Source organism: Streptomyces sp. NPDC101490, assembly GCF_044767145.1.
Taxonomy (GTDB): domain Bacteria; phylum Actinomycetota; class Actinomycetes; order Streptomycetales; family Streptomycetaceae; genus Streptomyces.
Genome location: NZ_JBIWNI010000041.1, coordinates 19,967 through 27,522, shown reverse-complemented (window position 1 = coordinate 27,522; position 7,556 = coordinate 19,967). Strand labels below are relative to the sequence as shown.

General features: G+C 74.2%; 5 protein-coding genes. 1 reads left to right on the top strand and 4 read right to left on the bottom strand.

Annotated features, from left to right (window positions below; genetic code table 11):
- Nucleotides 1–161 precede the first annotated feature (161 nt).
- Nucleotides 162–1,409 (bottom strand): Ig-like domain-containing protein, encoded by a 1,248-nt coding sequence (locus tag ACIRQY_RS34790; RefSeq protein ID WP_403932612.1) that lies wholly within the window; start codon nt 1,407–1,409, stop codon nt 162–164.
- Between the two features lie 204 nt (nt 1,410–1,613).
- The gene (locus ACIRQY_RS34785; RefSeq protein ID WP_403932609.1) at nt 1,614–2,852 is read right to left on the bottom strand and encodes an Ig-like domain-containing protein; all 1,239 of its coding nucleotides are present in this window, start codon (nt 2,850–2,852) and stop codon (nt 1,614–1,616) included.
- A gap of 144 nt (nt 2,853–2,996) precedes the next feature.
- On the opposite strand from ACIRQY_RS34785, the gene glgX reads away from it, so the two are divergent.
- The gene (gene glgX, locus ACIRQY_RS34780) at nt 2,997–5,198 is read left to right on the top strand and encodes a glycogen debranching protein GlgX (RefSeq protein ID WP_403932606.1); all 2,202 of its coding nucleotides are present in this window, start codon (nt 2,997–2,999) and stop codon (nt 5,196–5,198) included.
- Between the two features lie 406 nt (nt 5,199–5,604).
- On the opposite strand, the gene ACIRQY_RS34775 is transcribed toward glgX, so the two are convergent.
- Both ACIRQY_RS34775 and ACIRQY_RS34770 read right to left on the bottom strand, forming a co-directional pair.
- The gene (locus ACIRQY_RS34775) at nt 5,605–6,252 is read right to left on the bottom strand and encodes a response regulator (protein ID WP_403932603.1); all 648 of its coding nucleotides are present in this window, start codon (nt 6,250–6,252) and stop codon (nt 5,605–5,607) included.
- On the bottom strand, nt 6,249–7,547 hold the full coding sequence (locus ACIRQY_RS34770) for a sensor histidine kinase (protein ID WP_403932600.1): 1,299 nt from the start codon (nt 7,545–7,547) through the stop codon (nt 6,249–6,251). Before ACIRQY_RS34770 ends, ACIRQY_RS34775 begins: the two co-directional genes overlap by 4 nt.
- Nucleotides 7,548–7,556: the final 9 nt, after the last annotated feature.

Sequence of the window (7,556 nt, the reverse complement as noted above, 5' to 3'; positions counted from 1 at the left end):
CGGGCCGTGTGGTGGCCCCCCCCGGTGCCTTCTTTGTTTTTTTGCCGTGGGGGGGGTGTGGGGGGGGGGGCGGCGGGGGGGGGGGGGGGGGGGGTGCCCCCCCCCCCCCCCCCCCCCCGGCCGGGCGCGCACGCCCCGCGCGACCGACGTACGCGATCGCGCTACGCGATCCACTCCGACCACGGCATGTTCCAGCCGTTGAGGCCGTTGTCCGGCTGGATCTGCTTGTCCTTGGAGTTCTTCACGACGATCACGTCACCGATGAGCGAGCGGTCGTAGAACCAGGCGGCGGGCATCGAGCCGTCACCGGCGCCCCGGGCGTCCCGGAGGCCGACGCAGCCGTGGCTCACGTTCGAGGAGCCGAAGGTGCCCGACGGAGCCCAGTAGTTGCCGTGCACGAAGGTGCCCGAGGTGGACAGGCGCATCGCGTGCGGCACGTCCTTGATGTCGTACTCGCCGCCGAACCCGACCGTGGCGCCGTTCATCCGGGTCACCTTGTACTTCTCGCTGATGACCATCTGACCGTTGTACGTGGTGGTGGACGGGGCGCCCGCGGTGATCGGGATCGTCCTGATGACCTTGCCGTCGCGCTCGACCTTCATCGTCTTGGCGCTCGCGTCGACCGTGGAGACCTGACGGCGGCCGACGGTGAAGGTGACCGTCTTCTTCTGCTTGCCGTAGACGCCGGGGCGGCCCTCGACGCCGTCCAGGTTCAGGTGCACGGTCACCTTGGTGCCCGCGGCCCAGTACTGCTCCGGGCGGAAGTCGAGCCGGTCGTTGCCGAACCAGTGGCCCTCGATCGGCACGGACGGCACGGCCGTCACCTTGATGGCCTTCTCGACGGCCTCCGGGTCGGTGATGCCCCGGGTGAAGTTGATGGAGACCGGCATCCCGACGCCGACGGTCGAACCGTCCTCCGGCGTGTAGTGGCCGATGAAGGTGTTCTTCGGGACCAGGGTGGTGAAGGTGGTGTCCTTCGCGGACTCACGGCCCGCGGAGTCCTTCGCCACGGCGTGGACCTTGTACTGGGTGCCGCCCGACAGATGCGCGACCGGCGACCAGCTGGCACCGTCCGCCGCGATCCTGCCCTCGATCTCGGTGCCCTTGGAGTCGGCGACCGTGACCGTGCTCAGCTTGCCCTGGGCCGCGGTGACCTTCAGGACCCCGCTGGTGGCGACCGAGTCGGCGCCGTCCTTCGGCAGGATCGTCACCACCGCCTCCGAGGCCGTGTTCTCCTGCTGTCCGCCGCCCTGCGCCGCCGGGGCCTTGCCCCCGTCGGCGCCGACCGTCTCCCCACCGCCGCAGGCGGTGAGCAGCACCAGCAGCGCCCCCGCCGTCAGCGCCTTCAGACGAACGCCCCCGCGCCGCCCGGCCCGCACCGACGCCCCCGATATCGGCTGCCCGTTCACTGTGGTTGTCTCCCCTCGCAGGGCCCGGTCACGTCACGGGCCCACCCCCGGTGCGCTCGACCCGCGCACCAGCCGCAAGACAATCACACCGCAGGACACGAAAGATCCTCGTGAATGTCACCGTTCCGTCCCGATCGACCGGTACGGAAGGCCGCCCGTGCCGGGCGGTGCGGGCGGTACGAGGCGGGCGGAGGGGAGGCGGGGTCAGCGCAGCGCGGACCCCGCCCGCCAGGCCTTCCACTCCATGTTCCAGCCGCCGAGGCCGTTGTCCGCGGCGACCGTCCGGTCCCGCGAGTTGACCACCTCCACCACGTCCCCGATGAGCGTCCGGTCGAAGAACCAGCCCCCGGGGGCGTCCGCGCTGCCGCCCTTCTCGTCGCGCAGCCCCACACAGCCGTGGCTGACGTTGGCCGAGCCGAAGGTGTCCGCCGAAGCCCAGTAGTTGCCGTGCAGGAAGGTCCCCGAGTCGGTGAGCCGCATCGCGTGCGGCACGTCCTTGATGTCGTACTCGCCGCCGAAACCGACCGTGCGCCCGTCCATCCGCGTCACGTCGTACAGCTCGGTGACGACCATCTTCCCGTTGTACGTGGTGGTCTTCGGGGCGCCCGCCGTGATCGGCAGGGTCGCCAGGACCTCGCCGTCCCGCCGGACCTCCATGGTGTGCGCGGCGGCGTCCACCAGGGACACCTGGGAGCGGCCGACGGTGAAGCCGACCGTCTTGCGCTGGATGCCGTACACCCCGGGCGCCCCTTCGACGTCCCGGAGACCCAGCTCGACGGTGACCCGGGTGCCGGGCCGCCAGTAGGTGGCGGGCCGGAAGTCCAGCCGCTCCTTGCCGAACCAGTGGCCGACGATCTCCACCGGCGGGTCCGAGGTGATCCGGACGGCCCGCTCCACCTCGGCCCGGTTCACGATCGGCAGGCTGAAACCGAAGGAGACGATCATGCCGGTGCCCACCGTGGACCGGTTCTCCGGTTTGAAGTAGCCGATGAAGCGGCTCTCGGGCACCACCGTGGTGAAGGTGGTGTGGCGGGCGGAGCGCCGCCCGTGCGCGTCCAGCGCGACCGCGTCCACGCTGTACTTGGCGGCCAGCGCGAGCCGGGTGTCCGGCCGGGGCCGCCAGCGCAGCCCGTCGGCGGAGATCTCCCCGGCGACCTCGGCCCGCAGCCCGTCCTCGACCTGCGCGACCTTCACCCGTTCCAGCCGCCCGCTGTCGATCCGCACCTCCACCGGGCCCTCGGCCGGCACCCCCCGCCCGCCGTCGTCCGGACTCACCCGGATGACGTCACCCGGGGCCCGCCCGGCACCCGGCAGACCGATGCCGAAGCCACCACCGCCGTCCGCCCCCGTACAGCCCGCGAGGCCCGCCACCAGTCCCGCCACCGCGAGGGCGCGCCCCGCCCGCTTCCATAGACATGTCACGTGCGGCCCAACGACCGCCACCCTCCGGGGGAAACGTGCGTACGGGTCATGTTGGGAGGACGGCCGCGCGGGCAGAACAGGGGGAGGACCGCCCGAGGGGGGCGGCGGCCGGGACGCCGCCGCTCCCCCGGGCGCGGGCCCGACGAGCCGCGGGAGGCCGGGACGGTGGCGAGCGCAGCCGAGCAGGAAGCGGTACGGGGACGGGCCGGGGAGCGGCCCGCGCCACCGGTGTGGCCGGGGGCGCCGACCCCGCTGGGGGCCCGCTGCCGGACCGGCCCCGACGGCGTCCCGGGCACCAACTTCGCCCTGTGGGCGGGCGGCGCGGAGGCCGTCGAGCTGTGTCTGTTCGACCCCGACGGCACCGAACGGCGGCTGCCGCTGACCGAACTGACCCATGAGATCTGGCACGGCTTCGTGCCCGGGACCGGCGCCGGGCAGCGGTACGGCTACCGGGTGCACGGCCGCTGGGACCCGTGGACCGGCGCCCGCTGGAACCCGGCGAAACTGCTCCTCGACCCGTACGCGCGGGCCGTCGACGGCGACTTCACGCTGCCGCCCGAGGTGTACGGGCACGTCCGGGACTGGCCGCACCAGCACGTCGCCGACACGGTCCGCGACGAGCGGGACTCGGCGCCGTACGTCCCCAAGGGGGTCGTCGTCCAGGACGACGACGACTGGTCCGACGACCGCAGGCCCAAGACGCCCTGGCAGGACTCCGTCATCTACGAACTGCACGTCAAGGGCTTCACCCGGCTCCACCCCGGCGTCCCCGAACGGCTGCGGGGCAGTTACGCGGGGCTGGCCCACCCGGCGGCGGTCGAGCACCTCGTCCGGCTCGGGGTGACGGCGGTGGAACTGCTCCCGGTGCACCAGTTCGCCCACGAGGACCATCTGCTGCGGCGCGGACTGCGCAACCACTGGGGCTACAACTCGATCGGCTACTTCGCCCCGCACGCGGGCTACTCCTCGTCCGGGACCGGCGGGCAGCAGGTCGGCGAGTTCAAGCGGATGGTGCGGGCGCTGCACGCGGCCGGGATCGAGGTGATCCTCGACGTCGTCTACAACCACACGGCGGAGGCGGGCGAACTCGGCCCCACCCTCTCCCTCAAGGGCATCGACAACCGGGGCTACTACCGGCTCCAGGACGACGCCCGCCGGTACGCCGACTACACCGGCTGCGGGAACACCCTGCACGTGGTGCGCCCGCAGGTGCTCCGGCTCATCACGGACTCGCTGCGGTACTGGGTGACCGAGATGGGCGTCGACGGCTTCCGCTTCGACCTGGCGGCGGCGCTCGCCCGCTCCATGCACGACGTGGACATGCTCTCCCCGTTCCTCGCGGTCGTCGCGCAGGACCCGGTGCTCCGCCGGGTCAAGCTGATCGCCGAACCGTGGGACGTCGGCAGCGGCGGCTACCAGGTCGGGGCGTTCCCGCCGCTGTGGACCGAGTGGAACGACCGCTACCGGGACGCCGTACGGGACTTCTGGCGGGGCGCGCTGCCCGATGTGCGGGACCTCGGCTACCGGCTCTCCGGCTCCAGCGACCTGTACGCCTGGGGCGGGCGCCGCCCGTACGCCTCCGTCAACTTCGTCACCGCCCACGACGGCTTCACGCTGCGGGACCTCGTCACGTACGAGCGCAAGCACAACGAGGCCAACGGCGAGGGCAACCGGGACGGCACCCACGACAACCGGTCCTGGAACTGCGGCACCGAGGGCGAGACCGACGACCCCGGGACCAACGCGCTGCGGCTGCGGCAGCAGCGCAACCTGCTCACCACCCTGCTGCTCTCCACCGGGGTCCCGATGCTGGTCGCCGGGGACGAGATGGGCCGCACCCAGGGCGGCAACAACAACGCGTACTGCCAGGACAACGCGACCGGCTGGGTCGACTGGACCCTCCCCGAGGACCCCGGCCGGGCCCAGCTCCTGGCGCTGGCCCGGCGGCTCCTCGCCCTGCGCCACCGGCATCCGGTGCTGCGCCGCCGGGCCTTCTTCTCCGGCCGTCCGCAGGGCGCGGACGGGCTGCGGGACCTCGCCTGGTTCACCGCCGGGGGCACCGAGATGACCGACGCCGACTGGTACGCGCCCACCGCGACGCTCGGCCTCTACCTGTCGGGCCGGGACATACCGGGCCGGGACGAGCGGGGCGAGCAGGTGGTCGACGACAGTTTCCTCGCCGTCCTCCACGCGGGCCCCCGTCCGCTGGACTTCCGGCTGCCGGGAGCGCCGTGGGCGCGGACGTACGGGCTGGTCGTGGACACCGGGCGGGAGGACCAGTCGGGGGCGCCGGGCACCCGCCACGCGGGCGGCTCGGTCCTGCCGGTGGGGGCGCGGTCGGTGGTGCTGCTGCGGGTCGAGGACTAGGGCGCCGTCTGCCCGCCGGGCAGGCGGGACTTCCGGAACACGGCCTACGCCCGTCCGGCCACCGCGGCGCGACGGCGGTGGCCGGACGGGGCGGGTGTCGTCCCCTGCGGGCCGGGGCGCGGTCCGCACGGGCACCCGTGCCGCGGGCCCGCCCTGACACCCCCGTGCGGCGGTCCCGCGTGTGCGAACAGTGTCTGTCCACGCCCCCGGCCCTGTCCTTGACCCACGGCGCACGACTCCTTGACTCTCCGCGCGGGGTCGCGGCGGGCGGGCCGCGGGTCGGGGGCGGGGAGGGCGTCGGACCGGGGGGCAGGGGCCGGGGAAGGTGTCGGCCCGGGGGGCAAGGGCCGGGGAAGGCGTCGGACCGGGGGGTCGGAGGCTGGGGAAGGCGTCGGACCGGGGGGGGTCAGGAGCCTCCCAGGATGCCCCGGTCGTATCCGGCGGCCACCGCCGCCGCCCGGTCCTTCACTCCCAACTTGCCGTAGATGTGGGTGAGATGGGTCTTGACGGTGGCCTCGCTGATGAACAGCTCGGCGGCGATGGCCCGGTTGGCGGTGCCCCGGGCGACGAGGGCGAGGATCTCGCGCTCGCGGGCGGAGAGCGCGGCGCCGCCGGCCGGGGCGGCGGGCGTCCGGACGGCGGTCACCAGGCGGGAGGCGACGGCCGGGGAGAGGACGGTACGGCCTTCGGCGGCGGCCCGTACGGCCCCGAACAGCTCCTCGCGCGGGGCGTCCTTGAGGAGGTAGCCGGTGGCGCCCGCCTCGATCGCCGGGAGGGTGTCGGTGTCCGTGTCGTACGTGGTGAGGACGAGGACCCGGGATCTGGCGCCCCGGCGGCCCAGTTCGGCGATGGCGTCGACACCGCCGCCGCCCGGCATCCGCAGGTCCATGAGGACCACGTCGGGGTCGAGGGCCAGGGCGAGCGTGACGCCCTCGACCCCGTCGGCGGCCTCGCCGAGGACCCGGAAGCCGGAGCCGGGCGCGGCGAACATGCCGCGCAGCCCGTCCCGTACGACGGGGTGGTCGTCGACGATCAGCAGGGTGATGTCCTTCATGGCAGGGCCAACGGTACGCGGGCGGAGATCGCGGTGCCCTCGCCGGGGGCGGCCTCCACGGTGACGGAGCCCGCGAGCCGCACGGCCCTCGCCCTCATGCCGTCGAGCCCGAAACCGCCGCCGGACGGCCCGCCGGGGCCGGTGCGTCCGGGTCCGGCGGCCGGGTCGAAGCCCCGGCCGTCGTCCCGTACGTCGAGGGTGATCTCGTCGTCCATGTAGGAGAGGGTGACTCCGGCGCGGGCGGCGCCGGAGTGCCGGGCCGCGTTGGACAGGGCCTCCTGCGCGATCCGCAGCAGGGTGGCGGCGACCTCCTCGTGCAGCGGGAGTTCGGTGCCGGTGACGGTGAACCGGGTCTGGACGCCGGTCCGTTCGGCCCAGTCGGCGACCGTCTTGCGCAGCGCGTCGGGCAGCGCGTCGTGCTCCAGGGCGGCCGGGCTCAGGTTCTGCACGGAGCGGCGGGCCTCCCCCAGGCTGTGCCGGGCGAGGTCGGCGGCCCGCCGCAGGTGGACCTCGGCGGCCTCCGGCCCCGAGGTGGCCTGGGCGGCCTGGAGCTGGGTGACGATCCCGGCGAGGCCCTGGGCGATGGTGTCGTGGATCTCGGCGGCGAGCCTGCGCCGCTCGTCGGCGATCCCGGCCTCCCGGGCCTGGAGGAGGAGCTGGGCCTGGAGGGCCGCGTTCTCGGCGAGGGCCTGTTCGAGCCGTCCGTTGGCGAGGGCGAGGGCGTCGATGGTCGCGTTCCGCTCGACGGCCTTCTCGTCCTCCTTCTCGCTGAGGTGGGCGAAGACCACGACGAGGCAGGCGTTCAGCCCGAACAGGCCGCCGAAGGCGACCCATTGGACCGGGGAGCCGGGCGGCAGCCCGCCGGACTGCGAACCGGCCATGGTGACGGCCGTGACCAGGAGCCCGGCGTGGCCGAGCCGCCGGGGCAGCAGGTGCATGGCGTCGAAGTAGCCGAGGCAGGCGTAGATCGCGAAGAACGGGTTGCACCAGGTGAGGACGAAGGCGAGGGCGGTCCGCAGCAGGAAGTAGCCGGTGGCGCCGGGCGCGGCGGCGGGCAGCCTGACCCGGTCGCCGGGGGTCCCGGCCCCCCGCCGGGCGGCCGTCCGGCGGGTGTGCAGGCCCCAGAGCAGTTGGAGCAGCACCGCCGCCGCGACCAGCGGCCCGGTCGGGTCGGCTCCCCGGCCGCCCGCGAAGAGCGGCGCGGTCGCCGCGGCGATGGCGGCGGCGACGGCGAGGAGCGCGTACGGCCCCCAGCGGAAGAACAGCAGCCAGAGGCCCACGGTGTCGGTCGGCACGGTGATGGT

What these genes read in the sequence shown, in the direction of transcription:
- ACIRQY_RS34775 (WP_403932603.1), bottom strand. Translation starts at nt 6,252, where the DNA reads ATGAAGGACATCACCCTGCTGATCGTCGACGACCACCCCGTCGTACGG.